This is a genomic window from Halosimplex salinum, from assembly GCF_003730195.1.
Lineage (GTDB): Archaea > Halobacteriota > Halobacteria > Halobacteriales > Haloarculaceae > Halosimplex > Halosimplex salinum.
In genome coordinates, this window is record NZ_QWGG01000006.1 from 249,961 (window position 1) to 271,598 (window position 21,638).

General features: G+C 65.1%; 19 protein-coding genes. 11 read left to right on the top strand and 8 right to left on the bottom strand.

Features of this window, described 5'->3' with window-relative positions:
* Positions 1-11: 11 nt before the first annotated feature.
* Both D1409_RS16635 and D1409_RS16640 read right to left on the bottom strand, forming a co-directional pair.
* Positions 12-1,205 (bottom strand): glycosyltransferase family 4 protein, encoded by a 1,194-nt coding sequence (locus tag D1409_RS16635; RefSeq protein WP_123538110.1) that lies wholly within the window; start codon positions 1,203-1,205, stop codon positions 12-14.
* On the bottom strand, positions 1,202-2,125 hold the full coding sequence (locus D1409_RS16640; protein WP_123538111.1) for a type 2 periplasmic-binding domain-containing protein: 924 nt from the start codon (positions 2,123-2,125) through the stop codon (positions 1,202-1,204). Before D1409_RS16640 ends, D1409_RS16635 begins: the two co-directional genes overlap by 4 nt.
* Positions 2,126-2,184: 59 nt before the next feature.
* On the opposite strand from D1409_RS16640, the gene D1409_RS16645 reads away from it, so the two are divergent.
* The 3 genes from D1409_RS16645 (at position 2,185) to D1409_RS16655 (ending at position 6,141) form a co-directional block, all read left to right on the top strand.
* On the top strand, positions 2,185-3,294 hold the full coding sequence (locus tag D1409_RS16645; RefSeq protein ID WP_235853591.1) for a glycosyltransferase: 1,110 nt from the start codon (positions 2,185-2,187) through the stop codon (positions 3,292-3,294).
* A 76-nt stretch (positions 3,295-3,370) separates the two neighbouring features.
* Complete coding sequence (locus D1409_RS16650) at positions 3,371-4,513, top strand: glycosyltransferase family 39 protein (RefSeq protein ID WP_123538112.1); 1,143 nt, start codon at positions 3,371-3,373, stop codon at positions 4,511-4,513.
* Positions 4,514-4,680: 167 nt separating this feature from the next.
* Positions 4,681-6,141: a sulfatase gene (locus D1409_RS16655; RefSeq protein ID WP_268895828.1), complete on the top strand. Its 1,461-nt coding sequence runs from the start codon at positions 4,681-4,683 to the stop codon at positions 6,139-6,141.
* 2 nt (positions 6,142-6,143) lie between these two features.
* Here the strand turns inward: D1409_RS16655 and D1409_RS16660 are convergent, their stop codons facing one another.
* Entirely contained in the window at positions 6,144-7,277 is a 1,134-nt protein-coding gene (locus tag D1409_RS16660; RefSeq protein ID WP_123538113.1) for a glycosyltransferase family 4 protein, read from the bottom strand.
* Positions 7,278-7,382: 105 nt separating this feature from the next.
* Here D1409_RS16660 and D1409_RS16665 point away from each other — a divergent pair, with 105 nt between their 5' ends.
* From D1409_RS16665 to D1409_RS16675, 3 genes are read left to right on the top strand one after another with little or no spacing between them, the layout of a single operon-like run.
* Positions 7,383-8,567, top strand: a complete 1,185-nt coding sequence (locus tag D1409_RS16665; RefSeq protein WP_123538114.1) for an NAD-dependent epimerase/dehydratase family protein — start codon at positions 7,383-7,385, stop codon at positions 8,565-8,567.
* A gap of 3 nt (positions 8,568-8,570) precedes the next feature.
* Positions 8,571-9,500: an NAD-dependent epimerase/dehydratase family protein gene (locus D1409_RS16670; RefSeq protein WP_123538115.1), complete on the top strand. Its 930-nt coding sequence runs from the start codon at positions 8,571-8,573 to the stop codon at positions 9,498-9,500.
* Positions 9,493-10,485 carry an NAD-dependent epimerase/dehydratase family protein gene (locus D1409_RS16675; RefSeq protein ID WP_123538116.1) on the top strand — a complete coding sequence of 331 codons (993 nt, stop codon included), beginning with the start codon at positions 9,493-9,495 and terminating at the stop codon, positions 10,483-10,485. The genes D1409_RS16670 and D1409_RS16675 overlap by 8 nt, the downstream gene beginning before the upstream one ends.
* 42 nt (positions 10,486-10,527) lie before the next feature.
* On the opposite strand, the gene D1409_RS16680 is transcribed toward D1409_RS16675, so the two are convergent.
* The 5 genes from D1409_RS16680 to D1409_RS16700 all read right to left on the bottom strand — a co-directional run bounded on the left by D1409_RS16680 (position 10,528) and on the right by D1409_RS16700 (position 17,177).
* Complete coding sequence (locus D1409_RS16680; protein WP_123538117.1) at positions 10,528-10,950, bottom strand: winged helix-turn-helix domain-containing protein; 423 nt, start codon at positions 10,948-10,950, stop codon at positions 10,528-10,530.
* A gap of 380 nt (positions 10,951-11,330) precedes the next feature.
* Positions 11,331-12,776 carry a sugar transferase gene (locus D1409_RS16685; protein ID WP_123538118.1) on the bottom strand — a complete coding sequence of 482 codons (1,446 nt, stop codon included), beginning with the start codon at positions 12,774-12,776 and terminating at the stop codon, positions 11,331-11,333.
* A gap of 122 nt (positions 12,777-12,898) precedes the next feature.
* Positions 12,899-13,909 (bottom strand): AAA family ATPase, encoded by a 1,011-nt coding sequence (locus D1409_RS16690; RefSeq protein WP_123538146.1) that lies wholly within the window; start codon positions 13,907-13,909, stop codon positions 12,899-12,901.
* Positions 13,902-14,993: a DUF4350 domain-containing protein gene (locus D1409_RS16695; RefSeq protein ID WP_123538119.1), complete on the bottom strand. Its 1,092-nt coding sequence runs from the start codon at positions 14,991-14,993 to the stop codon at positions 13,902-13,904. The genes D1409_RS16690 and D1409_RS16695 overlap by 8 nt, the downstream gene beginning before the upstream one ends.
* A gap of 3 nt (positions 14,994-14,996) precedes the next feature.
* The gene (locus tag D1409_RS16700; RefSeq protein ID WP_123538120.1) at positions 14,997-17,177 is read right to left on the bottom strand and encodes a hypothetical protein; all 2,181 of its coding nucleotides are present in this window, start codon (positions 17,175-17,177) and stop codon (positions 14,997-14,999) included.
* 126 nt (positions 17,178-17,303) lie between these two features.
* On the opposite strand from D1409_RS16700, the gene D1409_RS16705 reads away from it, so the two are divergent.
* The 5 genes from D1409_RS16705 to D1409_RS16725 all read left to right on the top strand — a co-directional run bounded on the left by D1409_RS16705 (position 17,304) and on the right by D1409_RS16725 (position 21,598).
* Positions 17,304-18,725, top strand: a complete 1,422-nt coding sequence (locus tag D1409_RS16705) for a DUF58 domain-containing protein (protein ID WP_123538121.1) — start codon at positions 17,304-17,306, stop codon at positions 18,723-18,725.
* 46 nt (positions 18,726-18,771) lie between these two features.
* A complete protein-coding gene (locus tag D1409_RS16710) occupies positions 18,772-19,176 on the top strand; it encodes a hypothetical protein (RefSeq protein ID WP_164471737.1) in 405 nt (134 codons plus the stop codon).
* The gene (locus D1409_RS16715; protein WP_123538123.1) at positions 19,163-20,068 is read left to right on the top strand and encodes a hypothetical protein; all 906 of its coding nucleotides are present in this window, start codon (positions 19,163-19,165) and stop codon (positions 20,066-20,068) included. Before D1409_RS16710 ends, D1409_RS16715 begins: the two co-directional genes overlap by 14 nt.
* Positions 20,069-20,165: 97 nt before the next feature.
* Positions 20,166-20,441: a hypothetical protein gene (locus tag D1409_RS16720; protein ID WP_123538124.1), complete on the top strand. Its 276-nt coding sequence runs from the start codon at positions 20,166-20,168 to the stop codon at positions 20,439-20,441.
* A gap of 113 nt (positions 20,442-20,554) precedes the next feature.
* Complete coding sequence (locus tag D1409_RS16725; protein WP_123538125.1) at positions 20,555-21,598, top strand: DUF1616 domain-containing protein; 1,044 nt, start codon at positions 20,555-20,557, stop codon at positions 21,596-21,598.
* Positions 21,599-21,638: the final 40 nt, after the last annotated feature.

The following is a 21,638-nucleotide window of genomic DNA, read 5'->3' on the forward strand; positions in this document are numbered from 1 at the left end:
AAGGAGAGGGCCTAAGAAGGTTTCTCCCCACTTTCGAGTCGATCGGAGTGTGGCTGCGCAGTGTCGGTTGAAGCGAGGATCCGCTCGGCGACTCGTATCCAGGTGTGGTTTCGCTTGACGTACGCTCGGCCACGATGTCCCATTTGCTGTCGGTCCTCAGTGTCCGCTTCACGTAACGTCGTGATAGCGGCCGCGATGGTCGACGGTTCCACAGACTTGAGAAGGACGCCCGCGCCAACCTCATCGACGAACGTTAGTTCAGGTGACCGACTCGTGATGACCGGGATCTCACAGGCGAGATACTCGTAACACTTGATCGGGTTTGACGTTTTATTAGGGCTGACCGGTCCGTAGCCGATGTCGAAGGCGTTTACGTAGTCTGGAACACGCTTGTGGTCGACCGCTCCGGCGAAATGCACTCGATTCGTGATGTCGAGGTCCGCGGCTAGCTGTTCAAGGTCACCGCGTATTGGTCCATCGCCGACTATCAACGCCCGAAATCTCTCGTCTTCAGCGGTTGCACGCACCAGCTCCGGGAGCATGTGTCTCTCGGCGAGCGCCCCGACGAACCCGATGACAAACACATCTTCGTCGATTCCAAGACGGTCTCGTACGGTTTGACCGTCGCCCGGTGCGAACAGTTCGGGGTCGACTGCGTTCGGGAGGACAGTCACTGGCGACTGCGATGGGGTGCGGTACTTGCATACCCATTCTCGGAGCGCCTCGAACGCGACAAAGACTTCATCAGAGAGTCGCACGTTTGCCTGAACGATCCGCTCAACTAACGAATGAAATTTCGTGCGGTCGTCTCCGAAGTCCCGATTCACCCACCCTCGGACGAGGAGTACGTGTGTTGGTCCGCTCAGCCGACACAGCGGCGCCGGGAACAGCGTCGATGGCGTGAGGCGTGTAATAACCGTGGAGGGTCGTTCGGTCAGAATCAGCTTACCAAGCCGGTAGAGGACGGCCACTTCTTCCCGCAGGTGCCATTTCGGGTCACCCGGGCTGGTCACGGGCGGCAAGATTTCGAACCTGTCGACGCTCGCTTCAAGCCGTTCCGGGAGTGGTCTCCGCGGTTCTGGACAGATTACTGATAGTGAATCTGCCGACACTTCTCCCAATGAGATGATAAGTTCTCGCGTCGCGATACTGCTCCCGTTCCGTCCGGAGAGGTCCTCGACGGTGACGAATACGATCGAGTTCACGTGTATCCTAGGTCTTCGAGTCGTCGTTCGACTACGTCCGAGGCGACGTGATCTGTTTCCTGCTTCGGTTCATCGGCGGCCGTCGACTTCCGGTTCCCGCTCTCGTGTATGAGCCACGGGACTTTTACGAGTTTTTCAGTGTAGATTCCCCGCGGGTGGCCCCACTCCCGGATCGGGAACGGCCACGCGCGTTCACCGACCATGTTCCCGTGGTCGGACGTGACGACCGTCCTTCCCTCAATGTCATTGAGCAGGCGCTCGACGTGCGGAAGCGCCCGATCGAGATTGTCCCGGTACGCTCGCCAGATGTCGGCCGTCGACGGAGAGAGGTCCCCTGTCATCACGTGGTACCAACTCGCGGGCTCGTTGGGGTTGCCGAGCGGTTGGCTGTCGTCGAACGGGAGCGTCTCGTCCGTAATGAACGGGTAATGGGGCTGTAGATAGTGGACGAGCAAACGCTTGTCTGGGTATCGCTTGGCCGCGTCGAGCGCCGCTTCGGTCGTAGTCTCGGGTAACACCGTCTGGCGTGTTTCGTCCCATCCCTCTTCCATCCACACGTGCTCGACGGCGTGGAGGGATGCGCCCAACCAGTCGCGGTGACGGTACAGTTGCGGATTTGCGGTCACGTAGACTGTGTCGTGGAGTTCCCGGTTCTGGAAGTTTCCCTTGAGGAACTCCCGTGTACTGGACCCTCGCGATGTCCGATGCTCCAGGCGCCCCTCTAGCGTCGACTGCTCGGTGAACATATCGTAGCGGCAGGCGTCGAGGAGGAGGAGGTTGTCCCAATCCTCGGTGAAGATGTCGACGCCGTCAGTGTTGTACCCTTGTTGGTTCAGGCGCCGATGATAGAGCCGGTTGGCCTCTCGGAAGAAGAGCGACGGAGTCGAGAGCCCGCGCCGGAGTTGAGAGAGAGAATACATGGGCCCACAATGACTCTGATAGGTTTATATCCTTTCGATGGCCGAATAAAGATATTCGGATGGAGATCTGCTATCTCATCAACCAGCTGGCGCCCGGCGGTGCGCCGACGCTCCTTCTCGACATCGTGAGGCGGACCGAAGACCCCACTATCTCCTATACGGTTTGTTTCGTCGAGGGTGACGAGACACTCGCCGACGACCTCGAGGCGGCCGGCGCCGAAGTAGTCGACTTCGGTGCTGCCGTCAAGTTCGATCCACGGGCGCTCTGGCGGATGTTCCGGTTCTTTCGCCAGCGGACGTTCGACGTTCTCCACGCCCATCTCCCGTACTCGCAGACACTCGGTCGGATCTGTGCGCAATTCAGTGACGTCGACGCAGTCTTGAGTACTCAACACAACGTTCCAGAGAACTACCATCCTGTCACGCGCCGTCTGGAACGCTGGACGCGCCCGCTCGACGATGCGACTGTCGCGGTCTCCGAGGGCGTCGAGCGAGCGTTTCGCGGCGACTCACACCGATTCGACGGTGTGCTTGACGACGGCTGGTGTACGATCTACAACGGTATCGACGTAGACGCGTTTGCCGAGTCCGTGGCGAGTGCCGATCTCGCGTCCATCGACAGAGACGCCACTGCCGGGCCAGTGTACCTCAACGTCTCCCGGTACGTATCCGCGAAGGCACAGATTGACCTGATCGACGCGATGGCCACCGTGGTCGAACGCGAACCCACCGCACACCTATACATCGTCGGCTGGGGGCCACACGAGGAGCGTCTCCGCGAGCGGGTCCGGAACAGAAATCTAACAGATTCGGTCACTGTCACCGGTCGGGTGCTGTCGGTCCACGAGTACTACGCGGTCGCCGACGCCTTCGTCTCGTCGTCGGTGTTCGAGGGGATGCCGATCGCACATCTGGAGGCGATGGCTGCGGAACTTCCGGTCGTGGCAACGGACATCCCGGGAGTCGACGAAGTCGTCGTCAGCGGGGAGACGGGTCTTCTCGTCCCATCCCGAGACCCGACGGCTCTCTCCAACGCGATGGTAGAAGTCGCCGGCGAGGACTACGGAACGACGCTCGGTCGTGCCGGGGGCAAACGCGTCCGGGCAGAGTTCGATGTCGAAGCGACGGTCAGTTCACACCTCCGTCTCTACCGATCACTCATCCCATAGCCGCGTTGAGATCCGAATCGAACCGCGGTCTATTCGATCAGATCACTTTACCGGATGCATTCCAGTTAGGGTGACGATGAGTGATGCCCGGACGGGTCTCATCGGCATTGTCGTCTTCTTCACCGCCTTCGGCACGCGACTCGTAGGTATCGCGGTCACTTCGCTTACGACTCTCAATCCGTACGCACAGGCCGACGCAGAACGCTTCGCTGCGAGCGCAGCCGAAACCGCGGCGACGATCGCCGCCGGACAACTCCCCCAGATTCCGATGGATCCGAACCGGATCGTCACTCTGTGGGGCCTCTTCCTCTCACCGCTCTGGCTGTTGCCGGGTCCGAACCGACTGTACGGCCGCATGTTTTCTGCGGTTTTAGGCGCGTTCGCTGTCTACCTGCTCTATCGGCTCGGACGATCGCTCTACTCGGCCGAGGCTGGTGTGATTGCCGCGCTTCCGCTCGTGACCTTTCCGAGCTACGTGTTCGTCCACAGCTCGATACTCCGGGAAGCGTTCGTCCTCATAGGGGTCGTTGGAATACCGACGTTGCTGCTCACTCGCGAATGGACGCCACGGCGACAGGTGTTCCGATATTTGCTAGCTGCGGCCGCACTCGGGCTGATCACGGCTGTCCGGTGGGAGAACATGCCACTCTACCTATTGACGCTCATAACCGCTATCGCAGTACACCACTGTCGTGCGCTACCGCGAGCCCGCCTCGCGGCTGTAGTAGTCGGCCTCACATCCCTCGTCACGGCCGTACTCGCACATTCTGCAGTACGATCGGGGCTGGACTTCTTCATCGTCAAACGCCAGCGACGGAATCACGGTCGGACGGTGTATCTCCCGGAGTTTCTGCCGAATACGATACCGAAAGCGATGGCGTTCACACCGGTTGGAGCCATATACTTCCTGTTCACACCGTTCCCGTGGATGGTCGAGACGATGGCCGATGTGGTGGTCTTCCTCGAAGCGCTCCTCAATTTGGTCGCCTTCGGACTCGCACTTGTCGGTGTTCCCGTCCTGTGGCACCGGTCGAAGGCGGTGACTGCGGCGCTCGTTACTGGCTTCCTCGCCGGCGTCGTACTGTACGGACTCGTCAACGCGAACGTCGGGACGAGCGTCCGCCAGCGGCAGATGTTCCTGTGGGTCGTCTTCCTGTTCGCCGGCGCGGCGGTCGCCGAGCGGTGCGACGTTGGGCGATATCTGCGGCGGTCCCGATGAACCGCCGTGTCTCGACGCTGTAACGCGACCCCCCGACCGGTAGGGTTACGGTCGTCTGGGCCCGTGTCGGTGACGATGGCGAAGCGACCGTCCCGGTGCAGTCCGTCTTCGGTTCACTTCTGCAGCGGGATGGTCGTCCGTCCCCCAGCGCGACGAGGTGGTGCCCCGTGAAACAGAACGTCGTCGTCGTGGTGATGGACACAGCCCGATACGCCGACGTATTTCCCGACGACGAGACAGTCGCCCCGACGCTCCAATCCATCGCGGCCGAGGGGACGAGATTCGGCCACACATTCGCACCGGCGCCCTGGACGCTCCCCTCGCATGCGTCGCTGTTCACCGGCACCTACCCCTCGAAGCACGGCGCCAACGCCGACCACAAACGCTTGAACGACGCACTCCCGACGCTCCCCGAGGCGTTCGCCGACGCCGGATACGAGACGGTCGCCGTCTCGAACAACACGTGGATCAGCGAGGAGTTCGGCTTCGCGCGCGGCTTCGAGACATTCGTCAAGACGTGGCAGTACGTCCAGTCGGACACTGACCTCGGGCGCGTCGCCCGAACGACCGAGGGTACGGAGATGTTTCGGGGCCTCGCTAGAGCGCTCTTCGACGGTAACCCGCTCACGAACGCGGCGAACGCGGTGTACGGACAGTTCTTCCGCAAGCGTGAGGACAGCGGCGCGCGACGTACAAACGAGTGGATCCGCGAGTGGCTGGGCGAGCGCGACGACGACCGGCCGTTCTTCCTCTTCGCGAACTACCTCGAACCCCATCTCGAATACCGGCCGCCCGCCGACGTCGCCGAGCGGTTCCTCCCCGACGGCGTCTCCTACGAAGAGGCGATGGACATCTCGCAGGACGCCTGGTCGTACGTCGCGGGCGACCTCGACCTCGACGAGCGCGAACTCGACGCCCTGCGCGGCCTCTACCGCGGCGAGATCGCCTACCTCGACGAACGGATCGGAGAGTTGCGGGAGATGCTCGCTGACAACGACGCGTGGGAGGACACCGTCTTCGTCGTCACGAGCGACCACGGCGAGAACATCGGCGACCACGGGCTCATGGACCACCAGTACTGCCTCTACGACACGCTCCTCCACGTCCCGCTGGTCATCCACGGAGGGCCGTTCACCGACGGATCCAACGACGACACGCTCGTCTCGCTGACGGATCTCGCGCCAACACTGCTCGACGCGGCTGGCATCGAAGCGTCAGCGCTCACCGAGCAGACCCAGGGTTGCTCACTGCTCTCTGCTTCCATCTCTGAGCGCGAGCAAATCTTCGCTGAGTATCTCGCACCCCAGCCCTCGATGGCCGCGCTCTCCGAGCGCGTGGGCCCCCTCTCGGATGACGTGCGTCGCTTCGACCGCTCCCTTCGAGCCGTGCGAACACCGGGGTGGAAGCTGATCCGCGGGTCGGACGACTCGAAGGAGCGCTACGACGTCGCCAGCGACCCGGACGAGAGTAACGATCTGACGACCGCCGAACCGGAGCGCGTCGCGGACCTCGAAACCAGACTCGACGAGTGGCTCGACTCGTTCTCCCACGCCGACGGAGGGGGTGAGGCGTCCATGTCCGACGCGACACGCCAGCGCCTCGACGACCTCGGATATCTTCAGGAGTGACCTCACTCACTGCGTGATGACGTGCTCTCCGCGAGCGCCACGAGACGGTCGGTGGTCTCGGTGACGGTGTCGGTCCAATCGTACTGGTCCGCGACGAACTGGTGATACGATCGACCGTCCGGTGACTCGTCTCTTCCTTCGATACCGAGAGATTCGATCGCCGACGCGATAGCCGGGGCGTCTCCGAGTGGGACGGTCTCGACGCCATGGTCCCGAAGCGGGAGTAACTGGTCGAGAGCTGTCGCGACGACCGGCGTTCCCGACGCGAGCGCTTCCAGCACGGTTCGCGGAAACCCCTCCGACTCGCTCGGCAGGACCAGTACGTCCGCCGCTCGGTACACGGAGGGCATGTCGTCGTAGGAGACGTGTCCGAGGAACCGCACTGCGCCGTCGAGACCGCATTCGTCGACCTCCCGTTCGAGCTGGTCGCGGAGCGGCCCGTCGCCGCAGAACGTCAGTCTGGCGGCCGGGTGTCTCTCGTAGACTCGCTCGAAGGCCCGGAGCGCGTCCGTCGGTCGTTTCCCGTCGACGAGGCGGCCGACGAATAGGATAGTTGGGTCGCCCGCTACTCCGTCGAACGAGGGACCGTCCGGGGTGAACCGTCCCGTGTCGATACCGTTCGGGACGATCGCGATATCGGCGCTCACTCCGAATTCGCGGACTCGCCGCTCGTCAGTCTCGGTGTAACAGAACATCACATCGGCGCTGTCGAACGTCGCGCGACCAAGCGTCCGAAGATACAGGTCGAACAACCACCGAGGCGCGGACTGCGAGTAGAGTCCGTGGTTCGTGATCGCGAGCGGTGTCTCTCCGACCCGTCGTTTCAGCGCGGCCACGTTCGTCGCGAAGTACAGGTGGGAGTGTGCGTGGACGACGTCGAACCCTTTCGCGCCCCAGAGTTCTCGCACCAGTCCCGCGGAGATTTCGTTGCCGATGACGTTCAGAGTCGGGTCCCGACGAACTACCGTATACCCGTCTCGTTCCTCCCGACGCGGCGCGTCCGGGCTCCGCCGGAGCGTCAGCACCGTCACGTCGTGGCCCATCGCGGCCTGGTCGCGACTCATCGCGTGGACGTGGTACGCGCCACCGCCGGTCACGTCCGGGTAGTACGTCTGTGCCACGCGGAGGATCCGCATTCGCTCCCTGTCGTCCCGCGCTCGGCATAACCGTGGCGCTCGAATTCTCACTTGCGAGGGAAAGATACTTATTCCAGCGGAGTTACTCACAATCTGAGTAACTCAATGACGATCCTCGTCACCGGCGCCGATGGCTACATCGGCTGGCCGACCGCCCTACGTATCGCGAACCGAACAGACGACCGTGTGCTGCTCGTCGACAACTTCGCCCGCCGCGAGTGGGTCGAGGAGGTCGGCTCCAAGAGCGCGACACCCGTCGCCGGCATCGACCAGCGCATCGAGGCCGCCGAAGACGTGTACGGGCTGGGCAACCTCTCGTTCGTCGAGGGGGACCTCGTCGAGAAGTCCTTCGTCGACGAACTGCTGGCCGTCCACGAACCCGACGTCGTGGTCCACGCGGCCGCCCAGCCCTCCGCGCCGTACTCGCAGATCAACGGCGAGCGGGCCAACTACACCCAGCACAACAACATGCAGGCGACGCGGAACCTGCTCTGGGGCCTCGACGAGCACGACCTGAACGACACGCACTTCATCGAGACCACCACCACCGGCGTCTACGGCGCCCCCGAGTTCCCGATCCCCGAGGGCGGTGCGGTCATGGAGAACGAGGGCGAGCGCGACGAGGTGCCGTTCCCGGCGATGGCGGGCTCGTGGTACCACCTCACCAAGAGCCACGACGCCGCGAACATGCGACTGGCTCACCAGCAGTTCGACATCCCCATCTCGGACGTGCGCACGGCCATCACGTACGGCACCGAGACCGCGGAGACCCGCGAGGACGACCGCCTGAAGACCCGATTCGACTTCGACTACTACTTCGGGACGGTCGCACACCGCTTCGCCGCGCAGGCCGTCGCGGGCTACCCCGTCACCGTCTACGGCAAGGGCGAACAGCGCAAGCCGTTCATCTCCCTCGAAGACGCCGTCGAAGGGCTCGCCAACCTCGCGCTGCAGGACCACGAGGAGCGTCCGGACGACCTCACCGTCTACAACCAGGTCACCCGCGCCATCTCCATCGTCGAGATCGCCGAAACCATCGCGGACGTGGGGAGCGACTTCGACCTCGACGTGGCCGTCGAGCACTTCGAGAACCCGCGCGACGAGGACGAGACCCACAAGATGGAGATCGAGGACGACAACTACGCCGCGCTCATCGGCGAGCAGGCCCAGGACTTCGAGAGCGGCGTCGCGGACATCTTCGAGACGCTGACGCGCTACGCCGACACCATCGAGGCCCACGAGGACCGCTTCCTCCCGGGCGTGCTCGAGGACTGGGACGCCGAGGAGTAAGCAGTGGACGTCCTCGTCACCGGCGGGTGTGGCTACATCGGCAGCCACCTCGTCCCGCAACTGCAGGCCGACGACGACGTCGACCGCGTCGTCGTCCTCGACAGCCTCGTCTCCGGGTCGCCCCGCGCGCTGTTCGGCTGTTTCGACGACGCGCTGGACTTCCGCCGCGGCGACGTCCGCGAGTACGGCGACGTCGAGAGCGCGATGCGCGACGTCGATCGAGTAGTGCACCTCGCCGCCATTACGGGCGCCGCGAGCACGCACGACCGCCGCGACGAGACCTTCGCCGTCAACTACGACGGCACGGAGAACGTCCTCACCGCCGCGGGGAAGCTCGGCGTCGACCACGTCGTCTTCGCCTCCTCGTGTAACATCTACGGTCGCGCGACGAGCACGGACATCGACGAGTCGACCGACCCGGACCCGATCAACCCCTACGCCGAGACGAAGTACGAGTCCGAGGGGATGCTCGCCGACTACTGCGAGGAGTACGATATGACCGGCACGGCCCTGCGGATGGCCACCAACTTCGGCTACTCGCCGGCGGTCCGCTTCAATCTTGTTGTGAATCACTTCGTCTTCCGCGCCGTCACGGGCCGCCCGCTGACGGTGTACGGCGATGGGTCGAACTGGCGCCCGTTCGTCCACGTCGACGACGCCGCACGCGCCTACAGGTCGGCCGTCTGCGACCCCGACGCGTGGGACGACCTCGTCTACAACGTCGGATCCAACGACGGCAACTACCGCATCGAGGAGATCGCCGAAGTCGTCCGCGACGAAGTGGGTCCCGTGGATATCACGTATCTCGAGGACGAGCATCCCGGCCCGTCGTACCACGTCAACTTCGACCGCCTCGATAGTACCGGCTTCGAGACCGAACACACGCTTCGCGAGGGCGTTCGCGACCTCGCACGGAAATTCAGAGATGAGTGAGACACAGACACCGACCGACTTCGACCCCGAATCGCCCCGCATCGCCGTCACCGGCGCAGCGGGATTCATCGGCAGTCGAGTTGTCACAGAACTACAGCAGGCGTATCCCGACTGGGAGATCACCGCTCTCGACAACTTCTACCTCGGCGACGTGCGCGAGATCGGCGACGTGACCGTCGAGCACGTCGACATCCGAAATCGAGATAGGCTGGAAGAGGTGCTCTCCGGCGCGGACATCGTGATGCATCTCGCCGCAGTCTCGGGCGTCGACGACTGCGAGGAGAACAAGGACCTGGCTTTCGAGGCGAACGTCCAGGGCACGAACAACGTCGCCTGGTTCTGTCGGAAGACCGGCGCGGCGCTGATCTTCCCGTATTCGATGGCCGTCCTCGGCGATCCGGTCGACTTCCCGATCACCGCGGACCACCCGCGCGACCCGATGAACTGGTACGGCCGGACGAAACTCCTCAGCGAACACGCCATCGAGGACTTCGCCGAGGGCGCGTTCCCGGCCCACCTGTTCCTCAAGTCGAATCTGTATGGGGAGCACGAGATCAACGGCCGGACCGTCTCCAAAGGCACGGTCATCAATTTCTTCGTCGGCCGCGCGAAGGCCGGCGAGAACCTGACCGTCTACGAACCCGGCGACCAGGCGCGCAACTACATCCACGTGAAAGACGTGGCCCGCGCGTACGTCCGGAGCGCCGAACGGCTGGTCGACCAGCTCGACACGGGCGAGACGGGTGTCGAGAAGTACGAGATCGCCAGTCAGGAGGACCCCGGCATCACGACCGTCGCCGAGATGGTCCGCGACATCGCCGCCGAGGAGATCGACTTCGAACCCGACATCGAACTGCTGGAGAACCCCCGCGACGAGACGCTCGTCAGCGAGTTCGCCGTCGACACGACCCGCGCCCAGGAGGAACTGGGCTGGTCCGTCGAGCACTCCGTCGAGGACAGCATCCGCGAGTTGTTGCGCCGGTAAACTCGTGTTCGAATCCGCTCCCGTGTGTGGAACTCTCGCCGTTCACCGCGGGGAGTCGCCGGTAGAACTGTCGTACATCCGTTCGAACGCTTGCTCGCCACGAATCAACTCGTCGACGCCGTCGGTAAGCGTCACTTCGCCGAATACGGTCGCCCGATAATACGTGTACAGTCCGTCCTGTCCGCGCTCGGTACGCTGGCGTTTTTCGACGAGGGCGACGTCGACGAGCTCGTTGAGGTGGTAGTGAAGGGTGCTGTCGTCGATATCGAGTGCGTTCTCGAGTTCCTTCGGACTCATCTCGCCGCTGTGGACGAGTCGATAGAGGATCTCGTAGCGGGTGCGATGGCCGACGGCGGCGTGCATCGCGAGATACTCGTCGAGCTCGAGCACGCTCTCCTCGGGTAGCAGGTCTTCCGGATCGTCCGGGGCGTTACCGTCGACTGTCCGCGTTTGATCCGTCGCCATCGTAGGTCACAGTATGAGCTGAATTCGCTTAGCCGTTGTCGAGCCGAGATTTCCTGAAAACGGGCTTTTTTATTAACAACGTTGACCACACAGACCTGTGGATGGGGCGACATCATCCACCGAGAACGACGTGGAGAGTTCGAGCGGCTAGATTGACCCGTCGCTACCGGTGAGCGGCCGGTCGTCTAGTTCGACAAACTTGTCACCATCTCCCGTTCGATCCGGACGCCGACGAGACGGCAACCGCTAACCTTGAGTGCCGTCATCCCGCCCGACTACGACTGCTTCGACTAGTTCGTGTGATCCACTCTCACCTTACGATACCCTCCTGTTGTGATCACAGCCGGCGGACACCTGAACAGACCGACAACTGACTCCCCTCAAGCGTCACGCTCGTCCCCTGGCCGGACCGTCTCCACCACGTCGCCGCCGACCTGCCACAGCTGTCGGATCACGATCTTCAGGTCGAACCAGAACGACTGCCGGCGGATGTACTCCACGTCGTAGCGCAACTTCTCCTCGGGGTCGTAGCCGGTCGCGTCGTTGATCTGCGCCAGCCCAGTCAACCCGGGACGAACGAACCAGCGCCGCCGCCAGGTGTCGGCGCTCGTCTCCATCTCCGTGTCGAGTTCGGGCCGCTCGGGCCGCGGGCCGACGACGCTCATGTCGCCGACGAGTATCGACCACAGCTGGGGAATCTCGTCCAGATGCGTCCGACGAAGAAACCGACCTACCCGAGTCACGCGCGGGTCGACGCCGCCGTCGTCCTCGTCGCTCAGCCGCGCGCCCGAGTCGGCCTCGGCGTCGACGACCATGCTCCGGAACTTGTACACGGCGAAGCGGTCGCCGAACTCCGCAGTGCGGTCCTGACTGTACAGCACCGGCCCCGGACTGTCGAGTTTCACCGCGACGGCGATGGCTGCGATGACCGGCGAGAATACGATCAGTCCCGTGAGCGCGAAGGCCACGTCGAAGGCGCGCTTGACGACGTAGTCCTGCGTGTCCCACGGTTCGAGGTCGATATCGACGAGGTCGCTCTCGGGGACGCCGCTGGTCAGCACGTTGTCGGCGTGGTCGCGGTGGACCTTCGCGACGATGCCGTGGTCGTAACAGACGTCGAGCGCGCCGAAGAACTCCAGCCGGTCCGTGTCGCCAAAGGCCAGCACCGCGGTGTCGATGTCGTGGGTGAGCAGCACCTCCTCGAGTCGCGACAGGCCGCCGAGACACTCCAGCTCGGCCAGCGGGTCGCGTCCGACGACGACGCCGCCGTCTGTGTAGCCTGCCCCGGAAGCGGTCCCGTCTTCGCGCCCGGCGAGCGGCGAGACGTACCCCACGATATCCAGATCTGTGGTGGCGAGCACGTCGGCCATCGCGTCGGCGTCGTCGCCGACGATGATCGCGCGTTCGGCCCCCGGCGGTCGCCGTCGGATGGCGACCATCGCGACGGGGAGCGCGACGAACAACAGTCCAGTGACGATCATCAGCGTCGACCGGGGAAGTCGGTAGGAGTAGTTGTAGTAGCCGAGCGCGGCCAGAGCGACCATCGCCAGCAGGACGCGCTTCTGCGTGAGGAGGATCGTATCGAGGATCCGCCGGGGACGAGGTTTGAACACGGGCCACATCGCCGCAACCGCGACGCCGAGCGTCGTCAACGCGGCGACTGTGAACTGCTCACCGTCGAGGACGGCGGGCGCCGGTCGCCCGAAGTATGGAACGAGCGCGAAGAGCGCCTGCACGAACGAGAGGTTCGCGATGACCAGCGTGACGAGCGTCAGGGCCAGCGTGACCCCGACACTCGCCACCCGATACTGCCACCGCGAATTCATTGGCCCGTATTTTCGTACGACCTGATATAAACGCTGTGTCGTAATTATCGGCGGTGAAAGCGGTTTCGGCGGCGATCGGTCGAGGTGTCGAGCGGCGTCTGCGCCCGCCTGTCGACGTCGCGTTAGTTCGGAGACCGATCCTCGGGCTGGTCGCCGCCGTCGCTGACGGCCGGGGCCTGGCGGACCGCCTCACGGCTCGGTGGCTCGACGCGCTCGACGATGTCGGCGACCACGTCCTCGGGGGTCACGTCGCTCAGGTCGGCCTCCGTGCTGAGGACGAGTCGGTGCTGGAGGATCGGGCCGACGAGCGACTTCACGTCGTCGGGGATGACGTAGTCGCGGCCGTGGATCGCAGCGCGGGCCTTCGATGTGTTGAGGAAGGCCAGCGACGCCCGCGGCGAGGCGCCGTGGGCGGTGTCCGGTGACTCCCGGGACGCGGCCACGAGGTCGAGGATGTACTCGTGGACGCTGTCGTCGATGTACACGTCGCTGACGACCTCTCGTGCGGCGAGGATGTCCTCACGGTCGGCGACCTGTTCGATGGAGCCGGGCCCCATCTCCGGGTCGGCGTCGAAGCGGCCGAGCAGTTCGGCCTCGTCGTCGCGCTCGGGGAGGCCGACGGTGAGCTTCAGGTCGAAGCGGTCGCGCTGGGCCTCCGGGAGTTCGAAGGTCCCCTCCATCTCGATGGGGTTCTGCGTGGCGATGACGATGAACGGTTCTTCGAGGTCGAGCGTCTCGCCTTCGATGCTCACCTGTCGCTCCTGCATCGCTTCGAGGAGGGCGGACTGGGTCTTCGGGGTCGCGCGGTTGATCTCGTCGGCGACGACGACGTTGGCGAACACCGGCCCCTCGCGGAGTTCGAACTCGCCGATGTTCTCGCGGTAGATCTTCGTGCCGGTGATGTCCGCGGGGAGGATGTCCGGCGTCATCTGGACGCGGTTGTAGTCGAGCCCGGTCGCTTCGGCGAAGATGTTGGCGATGGTCGTCTTCGCGACGCCGGGCACGCCCTCGAGGAGGACGTGTCCGCGGGTGAGTATCGCGACCGTCAGCCCTTCCACGACGTCTTCGTTGCCGATGAGAACGGAGCCGGCCTCCGCCTCGATGGCCTCGTAGAGGGCGGCGGGGTCAGTCATCGTCTCCCCGTCCGCCACGCTGCCGTATAATCGCTTCCGTTACGCGCTCGGCGTAGGACTCCTCCCAGTCGGGGTGTCTGTCGGCCAGCAACGCCTTCACCGCCGATTCGTCGAGTTCTATCTCACCGAGGTCGGACGCCTCGCGCTCCCAGCCGAACGTGGATCGCAGGGCCACCGCCACCTGGTCGCGAGTGACGTACAGCGCGAACGCGCCGAAGGCGAGCATCGCCAGAACCGCCTGGAGCGGTGCGCTGGCGCGCACCGTCAGCAGCGCGTACACGAGCGGCGGCAGCGACGCGTGCTGGGAGTAGTCGACGAGGACGTGACTCCGCCCGTCGACGAGCGCGTCGAGGAACGCGCGATTGCCCGGTTGTTCGAGCATCGCGTTCGTGAAGACGCTCGGGTCGCTCACGACGACGATTCGGCCTTCGCCCTCGGGCTCGACGGTCGCGACCCGGAGCGACCCGAACGGCTCGCCGGCGTCGTAGCTCTCGTTCTCGTCGGCGTCGACGTACGCCACGTCGGAGCTGTTGACCAGCGTCGTCACGTCGCTGGTGCCCATCCCCGCCTCGCCGCTGGCGTTGATCGTCGTCCCGTCGTTGAGCGTGAGCGACTCGACGCCTGCGGTCAGTTCGTGCTCGGTGACGTTGTCCGCGACCGGGAGCTCCGGGCTGCGGTAGTTGTTCTGGTCGTCGCGGAGCTGTCGGCCGTCGATCCGGGCGCTGGCACCGACCGCGTCGAGATACGCGTTCGTCGCGTTGGGCGCCTCGCCGGCGACGACGAGGGTCCCGCCCCGGGAGACGAACGACTGGACCCGCGCGACCGACGCGTCGGACGGCCTGTCCGGTGCGAGGACGAACGCCGTCGACTCCTGTGCAGGAATCTCACCGTAGCGCTCCGTCGTCGTCGCGAGTTCGATCTCCGCAGATTCGCTCGCCGCCGTGCGGAGCGTCTCGGCGCCGTCCCAGTCGGCGTTGTACGGGCCGTACGCCGCCGAGGAGGTGCTCATCGCGCCGATAAGCGCGAGATTCACGGCGAGGAGCACGACGACGACGGCCAGCCGCGGGTAGTCGTACGAGTCCATCGGTCAGTCACCCGGTTGATCTGTCTGTCCCGGCCCGTCCGGGAGCGATCCGTCGACGAACGATTCGATCCGGTCGAGCGTCGCCCGGGCCGCATCGGCGTCGACCGCGCCCGCGGCGTAGGCGACGCGCTCGTAGCGCTCTGTCACGTCCCGGAGGGCGTCGAGCGTCTCCGCGTCGAGGTCGGCGTCCCGGCAGTCCCGGTAGAACTCCCAGTGGGTCCGCCCGTCGCCCGGGACGGCGCCCTGTCGCTCGATGCGGTGCCGGAGCGCGGCGTAGCCGACCCGGACGGCCGTCTCGGGGTCGCTCGCGAGGCGGTCGCGAGCGGTCGAAAGGAGCGACGCCGAGTCCGCGCTTGCGCTCACGCTCCCGCCGAGGTCGCTCGCCGCGATACCGGGTTGGCCGGCGCCGGAGACACCGCGTTCCCCGCCGGTCTCCCACGGTCTGCGCCGCGCGAGGACGACACCGCCGACGAGTCCGACAACCAGCAGTGCGAGACCGCCCAGCAGCACCGGCCGCCCGGGTGCTCTGACGGTGACGTCCGTGGTGTGACCGACCGGCGCGAGGTTACTCGTCGCGTCCTCGTAGCTCGCGGTGACGAGGATCTTCTGGGACCCGCCGAGGAGGCCGCCGTCGAGCGCCTCGCTCGGGACGGCGATCGTCGTCGCGAACGACCCGTTCGCGTCGGTCTCCGTCGTCGCGACGGTAGTCCCGTCGACCGCGAGGCCGACCGTCTCGTTGTCCACGTCGTGGCCGTTCGCGCTCGATAGGTGCCCCTCGACCCGGACCGTCCGCCCCTCGACGTGCGTCGCGTTCGCCGTCAGATCCGTGGCGAGTTCGGCCACCTGGAGCGTCGCGTTCGCGCTCGCCCCGGCCAACGTCCGGTTCTCGAGCGGGACGAGCACGCGGACTCGCTGCTCGCCGTCGCCGACCGAACTCGGGAACCGTTCCGAGACGTCGTATCGACCCGCGCTGTCGGTCTCGTTGCGCGCGAATACCTGCCCGTCGACGAGGACGATGTACGGCGCGTTCGGGACGCCCACGCCGTCGACGCTCACCTGCCCGGTGACTCGGAGCCTCTCGCCGTACCTGATCTCGTCGGGTGCGACCGAGACGTCGACCGCGGGCGTCTCCTGTCTGAACTCGACCTTGAGCGTCTGTTCGGCCGGCGCGTCGGCCGAGTCGTTTGCCGGGACGTATGCCACGGTCGCGCTGGAGACGTTCGTCGAGACCAGCGCCGGCCGGTGGTCGACGTTGAACGACCCGTTCGCGTCCGTCTCCGTCTCGGCCGTCTGGTTCCCGACGGAGAGCCGGACCGTCCCGTTCGAGACGGCCGAGCCGTTCGCCGTGACCCTGCCTGCGACGGACAGTGGGTTCGAGAACGACGCCGTCCGCGAGTAGTCGTCGACCCGCAACTCCGTCGGCCTGAACGTCTCGTCGCGGACGGTCGCCTGCCTCGCCGTGACGTTCTCGACGGTCTCGTCGATGCTCGCGCGCCCCTCTGTGAAGTCCTGCCCGGAGACGTTTGAGAGCGTTCGATAGCGCTCGTCCAGCAGACCCCCGGTCTCCTCCACGTCGTCGGCGAGTCGCGAGAGTTCGTGTGCGTGTCGGTAGACCTGCCCTCGACCGCCCGGCATCGGTTTCTCACCGCCCGACTCCACCTCGCTCAGGTCTGGTCGGATCCGGGCGTCGCCGAAGTCTGTCGCCGTGTACTCGCCACTCCGCAGAGACTGGTAGCGCTGGTGGATCCGGTTGTATCGGTCCACCGTCTCGACGAACTCGCGCTGGGTCTCGAGCATCCGCCGGTAGGCGATGGTCTGGTCGGCGTTGCCCGTCTCGTTGGCGACCGAAGAGTACTGCTCGACCAGCGCCTCGTACTCGGTGCCGTTGAGCCGTTCACGCGCTTCGTCGACGTCTCCGCTGCTGACGTTGATCGCGCCGCTCCGCGCTCGATCCGCCAGCCGGTCCGCGAGCTGTCGTTCGACCGCACTCAGGTCGCCCTCGCCGCCGGCTTCCGCCGGATCGGTCTGTCTCGGCTCGCCGGCCGCGTCCGAGCCGCCGAGCCCCGACACGCCGGCCGCGGGAGCGATTGCCCCGACCACTACTCCGACGACGAGAACGGCGATCCCGACCGTGACGAGCGCCCGGGAGACCGTGTCGTCGGGAAGGAGGGCGGGGCGGTTCACACCCCGCAGTATCCAGCCAGCGGATATAATCCCTTTCTCTCCGAACGGGAGCGGTCCACACGGGACTATCCGATTGGCGCCACCGGACAACAGTAGCTTGAATGTGGTCGGTCCGCTCGCTCCGGTATGGACCCGACGGGTCGGTTCTGGGCGACGGCCGGAGCAGGCGCGCTGCTCGCGGCCCTGGGCGTCATCTTCGCCCGGCCGGAACTCGTCGTCGGCGCCGCCGCCGTCGGCGCGATACTGCTCGCCCGCCAGTACGCGTTCGTGCAGACACTTCGCGGCCTCGACGCCGACCTCGCCGTCGAACTGGTGACCGACGCCCAGTACGTCCGCCGCGACGGGACGACCGAGGTGACGCTGACCGTCGGCGTCCCGTCGGCGACGCCACTCCCGCTCGCGGTCACGGCCTCGCTCCCGGTGATCGCCGGCTCGGTCGACCGCGAGGCGCGGACGGTCGTCCTTGAACCCGGCGACGAGAGTGGGACCGCAACCTTCGAACTCAAGTGGCCCGTCGTCGGTCGGGCGACGATCCCGGCCCCGACTGTCTCGGTGACCGACGCCTTCGGGCTGTTCACCGAATCCTTCCAGCGCGGGCGCGAGGCGACGGTTCGCGTCGAACCGCGACAGCCCCAGAACGTCCACGTCGGCGAGGGCGGCGACGCGGTGTCTGCGGCGTTCGGTGGCCACCGGGCGGACCAGCGCGGGCAGGGCACCGACCCCGCCGAACTGCGACAGTACGTCCCCGGCGACTCCGTGAGCAACATCGACTGGAAGGCGACCGCGCGACTGGCATACCCGCACGTCCGCGAGTACGAGGTGGAGACCGACCGCCGGACCGTGCTGGTCGTCGATCACAGGGGACGGCTGGCCGAGGGCCCCGAGGGCGAGACGAAGTTCGACTACCTCCGCGAGGTGGCCCTCACCGTCGCGGCCGCCGCGGATTCGGCGAACGACCCGCTCGGCCTCTACGCCGTCGGCGACGACGGGCTCACGCTCGAAGAGCAGCCGTCGACGACGAGCGAACACTATCGGGAGCTGCGGACGCTCCTCCACGGTCTCGAACCGACCGAGGGCAGTGGGACGGGAGCCATCGCAACACAGGGAGCGGTCGCCGCGAGGCGCGCCGCGACGACACTGACCGACGATGACACGGCGTTCGGTCGGACGCTCCGCCCGTACTTCGACCGGACCGAGGGCTACGTCCGCCGGATGGACGACGACCCGCTGTTCGGGACGATGCGCACCTACGTCGACCGCCTCGGAAGCGACCACTGGGTGTTGCTGTTCACCGACGACGCCGACCGGCCGCGACTCCGCGAGACCATCCGCCTCGCCCTCGCCAACGGCAACCACGTCGTCTGCTTTCTCACCCCCTCCGTGCTGTTCGAGCGCGGCGGACTGGCCGACCTGGACGACGCCTACCAGCGCTACGCCGACTTCGAGTCCTTCCGGCGTGAACTCGCCGCGCTCGACCGCGTGACCGCTTACGAGGTCGGCCCCGGCGAGCGCCTGTCGGCGCTCCTCTCCGACGGTCGGCGTCGCTGAGCCTCGCTCCAGAAAGTTGAAACCCGACGGGTGTCGAGTTACGCCGATGACAGCGTCCGCCGACTCCGCGTCTGTCTCCGATATCTCTCCGTCTGCGTCGCCCACCGCAACGTGGTTGGCTCTCGCCGCTGTCGTGCTCGGCCACGTCGGGCTGCTCGTTGTCTTTCCGGACGGGACCGGCCTGGTTCCAGTCGTAGTCCTTGAGGGCGGGTTACTCGCGATAGCAGCCGGCTCGGAACTGCTGTTCGGCGGTCGTGACCGTGGAACGGTCGGTGTTCTCGGTTTCGCGTGGCTGCTGCTGGTCGGCGGCGCCGTGCTGGCGACTCGCGTCTGGGACCCGCTGATCGCCGCGTTTGCCCTCGTCTGTGTCGTCGCGCTCCTCTCGTACGCGCTTCACCGGGTGGAACTCGTCGCACTCGGACTCGTGGAGGTGGCCGATGAGCGCGAGTGATCTGGTCGACGACGTGGACGACGTGGAGGTTCCCGAGGCGGATCGGCTCCGGGGTGAACTGGAGACGCTCCGCGAGGAAAACGAGCGGCTCAGGGCGGAGTACGCGCGGGCGAAGCAGTCCCAGTATCGACGGAGCGCGGCGACGCTCGCGGCGATCGGCGTGCTGGCGTTGCTCGCCGGCGTGGTCGTCGCCGACGCGCGGACCGTGCTGTTCGCGCTGGGCGGGACTGGTGTGTTTCTGGGCGTTTTGACCTACTTCCTGACCCCGGAGCGGTTCATTTCGGCGTCTGTCGGCGAGGCGGTGTACGCCTCGTTCGCCGAGAACGAGTCGAAGGCGATCGCGGAGTTGGGGCTCGAATCGGAGTGGGTGTACGTCCCGCGAACAGATTCTGACCGTGAGACCAGTGCCAAATCGGTCACCGACGTTCGACTGTTTGTCCCCCAACACGCGGAGTACGACGTTCCAGCGGACGACGAACTATCGAATCGATTCGTCGTCGCCGACAACGGGCGTAGACGGGGAATCGCCTTGCAGCCGACGGCAGCCGACCTCTACACGGCGTTCGAACAGGCAGTTACGGGTGAACCGGACGAGGATCCAGCAGCCGTGATGGCCCAGTTGGGCGACGCGCTCGTCGAACAGTTCGAACTCGTCGGAAGCGTCGACAGCGAGGTCGATAGCGCGGCTGGACACGCCTCTGTACGTGTCGATGGAAGTGCCCTCGGTCGTCTCGACAGAGTGGACCATCCAGTCACCTCCTTGCTCGGTGTCGGACTGGCGACAGTCAGTGGGCGATCGGTTTCTGTCGAGGTGGCTCCGGCCGACGATGCCGGGACGGAGTACGTCGTCTCGTGTTCGTGGCCGGTCGAGGACGGAGGTGATGCAGTGTGAGTGGGGTGGCTCGTCTCACAAGTGATGACCGACTACCGACAGCATCGGGCATCGTGGACCGCCACGGGCGAACGTCTGGTGGGATGGTTGGTCGTTGATGACGACAGCACGGCGACAGCGGTTCTTCCTTGGACAGGCTATCTGGATGCTGGGGACGATCGTCGTATTGACACTCCTGTCGTCGCTGTCACTGGACGTGTTTTTCGTCGTCTCGCTCATCGGATTCCTTGTGGTCGTCGAGTTGACCGCACCGTTCAACGTAACGCCTCAGTGGCGACGGCGACTGAAGTGGATCGTACTGGTCGGTCTCGTGGGATTCGGGTACGTCGTGATCCGACGGATCCTATCGATTCTACCGCCTGGTATTTTCTGAATCGGTGGACCCTGACTGTAAGACGGTCAAGAAACGGGCCAATGCAGTGAGGGCATATTACCAAGGTAATAGACCGAGGGGCTTTTCAGCGACTCCATGCTACTCAGCCACCAATGGACGGACAGCGGGGCTTCGATTTCGGACTATGGTCGCTTATACCGCGACCTGTTCGACGACTTCCGGCAGACCTGTCCGCTGTGGTTCTCCTCGTTTTACTCGCGTCACTCAGTGCAGTCCTTCCCGTAGTTAGCGAAACACCGGTCCGAATCGTGTTCGGGTTGCCGTTGGTTCTGTTCATCCCAGGGTACGCGCTTGTTGCCGCGCTGTTTCCCGAAGCGAGCTCTGAGGGTAGTGTAAGTGGCGAAGGCGAGACGCTAACAGAGGGCAGGGGCACGGCTAACGATGGTGGGATCGATCTCATCGAACGTGTCGCACTCTCATTCGGGCTGAGTATCGCCGTCGTCCCCCTGATCGGACTCGGACTGAACTTCACGCCGTGGGGGATCCGACTGGGGCCTATCCTCGTCGGGTTGGGTGGATTCACCCTCGCTGCGACGGCAGTCGCAGCACGGCGACGGCGTGATTTGCCAGTAGACGAACGATTTGCCGTCCCGTATCGAACCTGGTTCAAATCCGGGTACGAAGAGCTACGGTATCCCGACTCCCGCCTAGACGGGGCGCTAAATATCGCCCTCGTCTGTAGCGTTCTTCTCGCTTCGGGATCGGTTGCCTTCGCTGTTGCTGCCCCTATGCAGGGTGAATCGTTCACCGAGTTCTATCTCCTGACCGAAGACGAGAACGGCGAACTTGTGGCGGACGACTATCCGCAGGAACTGTCTGTAGGGGAAAGTACGGAACTCACGGTCGGGATCGGAAATCAGGAGAACAGACAGGTTTCGTACACCGTGGTCGTCGCCATGCAGGAAGTCGAGACAGACGGGAACACGACCACAGTACGCCAGTCGAGGGAACTACAGCGGTTTTCGCCGACCCTCGCGGACAACGAGACTTGGCACCAGCCGCACGAGATTACGCCGACGACATCCGGAACGAACCTTCGGCTTACGTATCTATTGTACGAGGGGGACCCTGGTGAAGATAGGAGTCTGGATTCGGCATACCGTTCGAATTATATCTGGATCAACGTAACACGGTGATATCGTGCGATCGGTGCCCGCAGGCGGCGGCAACCACCCA

Excerpts from the sequence above, each read along its gene's own strand:
- D1409_RS16650 (WP_123538112.1), top strand. The coding sequence starts at position 3,371 with ATGAGTGATGCCCGGACGGGTCTCATCGGCATTGTCGTCTTCTTCACC.
- D1409_RS16720 (WP_123538124.1), top strand. The coding sequence starts at position 20,166 with ATGACGACAGCACGGCGACAGCGGTTCTTCCTTGGACAGGCTATCTGG.
- D1409_RS16725 (WP_123538125.1), top strand. The coding sequence starts at position 20,555 with ATGGACGGACAGCGGGGCTTCGATTTCGGACTATGGTCGCTTATACCG.
- D1409_RS16645 (WP_235853591.1), top strand. The coding sequence starts at position 2,185 with ATGGAGATCTGCTATCTCATCAACCAGCTGGCGCCCGGCGGTGCGCCG.
- D1409_RS16665 (WP_123538114.1), top strand. The coding sequence starts at position 7,383 with ATGACGATCCTCGTCACCGGCGCCGATGGCTACATCGGCTGGCCGACC.
- D1409_RS16690 (WP_123538146.1), bottom strand. The coding sequence starts at position 13,909 with ATGACTGACCCCGCCGCCCTCTACGAGGCCATCGAGGCGGAGGCCGGC.
- D1409_RS16715 (WP_123538123.1), top strand. The coding sequence starts at position 19,163 with ATGAGCGCGAGTGATCTGGTCGACGACGTGGACGACGTGGAGGTTCCC.
- D1409_RS16685 (WP_123538118.1), bottom strand. The coding sequence starts at position 12,776 with ATGAATTCGCGGTGGCAGTATCGGGTGGCGAGTGTCGGGGTCACGCTG.
- D1409_RS16695 (WP_123538119.1), bottom strand. The coding sequence starts at position 14,993 with ATGGACTCGTACGACTACCCGCGGCTGGCCGTCGTCGTCGTGCTCCTC.
- D1409_RS16640 (WP_123538111.1), bottom strand. The coding sequence starts at position 2,125 with ATGTATTCTCTCTCTCAACTCCGGCGCGGGCTCTCGACTCCGTCGCTC.
- D1409_RS16680 (WP_123538117.1), bottom strand. The coding sequence starts at position 10,950 with ATGGCGACGGATCAAACGCGGACAGTCGACGGTAACGCCCCGGACGAT.
- D1409_RS16675 (WP_123538116.1), top strand. The coding sequence starts at position 9,493 with ATGAGTGAGACACAGACACCGACCGACTTCGACCCCGAATCGCCCCGC.
- D1409_RS16710 (WP_164471737.1), top strand. The coding sequence starts at position 18,772 with ATGACAGCGTCCGCCGACTCCGCGTCTGTCTCCGATATCTCTCCGTCT.
- D1409_RS16705 (WP_123538121.1), top strand. The coding sequence starts at position 17,304 with ATGGACCCGACGGGTCGGTTCTGGGCGACGGCCGGAGCAGGCGCGCTG.
- D1409_RS16660 (WP_123538113.1), bottom strand. The coding sequence starts at position 7,277 with ATGCGGATCCTCCGCGTGGCACAGACGTACTACCCGGACGTGACCGGC.